This is a genomic window from Arthrobacter sp. Y3225116, assembly GCF_059091245.1.
Window position 1 is genome coordinate 1 of record NZ_JBNHGL010000317.1, and the last position, 2,722, is coordinate 2,722.

The 2,722-nt window shown below is 65.1% G+C and carries 4 protein-coding genes; all 4 read left to right on the forward strand.

Features of this window, described 5'->3' with window-relative positions; genetic code table 11:
• A partial coding sequence (locus tag AC5RV2_RS16700; protein WP_494093267.1) for a hypothetical protein occupies positions 1-399 on the forward strand: 399 nt, incomplete at its 5' end.
• 13 nt (positions 400-412) lie between these two features.
• Positions 413-991 (forward strand): flagellar hook assembly protein FlgD, encoded by a 579-nt coding sequence (locus AC5RV2_RS16705; RefSeq protein ID WP_494093268.1) that lies wholly within the window; start codon positions 413-415, stop codon positions 989-991.
• 90 nt (positions 992-1,081) lie between these two features.
• On the forward strand, positions 1,082-2,254 hold the full coding sequence (locus AC5RV2_RS16710) for a flagellar hook protein FlgE (RefSeq protein ID WP_494093269.1): 1,173 nt from the start codon (positions 1,082-1,084) through the stop codon (positions 2,252-2,254).
• 209 nt (positions 2,255-2,463) lie between these two features.
• On the forward strand, positions 2,464-2,722 hold a 259-nt coding region (locus tag AC5RV2_RS16715), incomplete at its 3' end, for a hypothetical protein (protein WP_494093270.1).

The following is a 2,722-nucleotide window of genomic DNA, read 5'->3' on the forward strand; positions in this document are numbered from 1 at the left end:
CGGATTGAACAGGAACGTGTTATCGATGCCCGGCCAGGGCTCGGTCCCCGACTTCGGCAGGAAGGATCCAATCCGCCTCAGCTTGCGGAAGTCGAAATCTTCGCGCCGAACGACGCCGGCCGCGACGCCTTGCGCGCAGTCATGGCCGACCTGAAGCGCGATCTTGCGGCCACCGGTTTGAACGCCAACCTTGACCTGTCCAACCAGAACCGCCCGAACGATGCGCGCCCCGGCATGCAGTTCGGCCCCGACGGCCGGCCCTCCGGCGGCCCGCAGGGGCAGGAAGGCCGCCCCGGCGCGGCCACCGGAACCGCCGCAGACACGGCCCCGGACACGACCGACCCATCCGCCCTGAGACGTCCCTACGGGATATCGACCAGCCTCGACGTGCTGGCCTGAGACAAGGAGAACCATGCCCACCGACTCAGTCGCGCCCGTCGGCACAGTCGCCCCGACGTACACCGCCCCGTCCGTGCGCGCACCGAAGCAGTCCATGGACGGCGAGATGTTCATGCACCTGCTGGTCACCCAGCTGCAGAACCAGGACCCCAGCTCGCCGATGGACACCAACCAGATGATCTCCCAGTCCACGCAGCTGGCCATGATGGAAAGCATCGCCACCATGACCACCACCAGCGAGGAGAACTTCTCCCTGCAGATGCGCGGCGTAGCCGCGGCGCTGGTGGGCCGCGAGGTCAGCTACTACGGCGCGGACGGCTCCCTCGTCACGGGAACCGCCACCTCGGTCTCCTATGCCGGGCCGGTCCCGCAGGTGATCGTGAACGGCCGGGAGATCCCGCTGGATCTGGTCGCCGGCATTACCGCCGCCGGCGCGCCGGGGGAGTCGGGCCCGGGTGAAGCCACCAACGACGCCGGTGCCCCCTCGGGTGCCAACGACGCCGGTGCAGGCTCGGGTGCCACCGGCACCGATGCGCCGGTCGCCAGTACTGCGGCCAGCGCCGCCGGTACCACCGGGGGTGCCGCCGCCTGATATGCCGCCCCCTCAGCCGGCTTGTGCCGCCACCAAATTTTCCCAATCACTGAATTACTCGTCCGTTCCACGAACCGAAAGGCGCTGACCATGCTCCGCTCGCTCTACTCCGGAATCTCCGGACTCCGCTCCCACCAGACCATGCTTGATGTCACCGGCAACAACATCGCCAACGTCAACACCACCGGCTTCAAGGCCTCCTCCGTCCAGTTCCAGGACACCCTGTCCCAGATGACGCAGGGCGCTGGCGGCCCGCAGGCACAGGCCGGCGGCACCAACCCCGCACAGGTGGGCCTCGGCGTGCAGGTGGCCGGCATCTCCACCAACTTCACCCAGGGCTCCTCGCAGGCCACGGGCAAGGCCACCGACATGATGATCTCCGGCGACGGCTTCTTCGTCACCACGAAGGGCGGCGAACAGCTTTACACCCGCGCCGGCGCCTTCGAACTCGATTCCATGGGGCGCCTCGTCTCCCCGGACGGGGCAATCCTGCAGGGCTGGATGGCAGATGCCGACGGAAACATGCCCGTTGGCGGACCCATTGGTGCAATCGATCTTTCCCCTGACGCCATCTCCAAGGCCCGTGCCACTTCCGAGGCAGTGCTCGCAGGCAACCTTCCGTCTGACGCGAAGGTAGCAGATGCCCTTGTCCGCGATGTTGAGGTCTTTACGGCGGATGGCACCAAGGCCAACCTCTCCCTGACTTTCACTCGCACAGCAAACGGCTGGGATGTCTCCAAGACCGGCAGCGGGACCGTCGGTGCATCGCTTGCGCTCAACGGGAACGGCGTCCTGACGCCAAGCGGCCTCATGGCGGTTGACGGCATCAACGTTAATCTGACGGGTCTCAGCGGTTACGCAGGCATGACTACCGTTGGATTCGACAGTCAGAATGGTCGTGCGGCCGGAACCCTTGAATCCTTCACCATGAGCCCGGATGGCACACTCATGGGATCCTTTAGCAACGGGGACCAGGCTGTCGTCGGCCGAGTTGCACTGGCTAACTTCACCAACCCGGGAGGCCTCGAAAAGGCGGGTTCGTCGTCGTACCGTGCAACTGCCAACTCCGGCCAGGTTGAGTTGGGTACCGCCGGCACTGGCGGACTTGGTACGCTCTCCGGTGGCTCGCTGGAAATGTCCAACGTGGACCTGTCCCAGGAATTCACCAACCTGATCGTCGCGCAGCGCGGCTTCCAAGCCAACGCCCGCATCATCACCACCTCCGATGAAGTGCTGCAGGAACTGACCAACCTGAAGCGCTAAACCGAAGGTTCATTAATCACCACCCAAGTGCAGCTGCCCGACCGTTCCCGGGCAGCTGCAGCGGCCGCCTGCGCCGTTCGCAGGCGGCCGCTTTTTCTTTGCCGCGAAATCAAACCTCGGTTCACCAGTTGCTTGAATGGCGCTCCACTATTCCTACACATTGGGCCCTTTTGATGGCTATCGAATGTGTGTACGAATAAAATTGTGGTATGGCTCTTGCACCGTTGGACCGCACCGGGGAGATCGAAGCATCTCTGGACCAGGCGTGTGTCCTGCTGCAGGAGGTCGCCGACCGCTTCCCCGTTGAGTTGTCGTCCCTGTGCAACCGGGACCTGGCCAACACGGTGGCGGCGGTCGAGGGCGTTTCGAAGCTGGTGGAGTTCCTGCAGGCGGTCGGCGCCCACGCGGTGGAGCGGTCGGACATCGCCGCCACCGGGGAACACGCGAGGGCAGGACTCGGAGCAAGTA

Bases quoted from the DNA above. Each gene is read 5' to 3' on its own strand.
- AC5RV2_RS16705 (WP_494093268.1), top strand. From the start codon at position 413: ATGCCCACCGACTCAGTCGCGCCCGTCGGCACAGTCGCCCCGACGTAC.
- AC5RV2_RS16710 (WP_494093269.1), top strand. From the start codon at position 1,082: ATGCTCCGCTCGCTCTACTCCGGAATCTCCGGACTCCGCTCCCACCAG.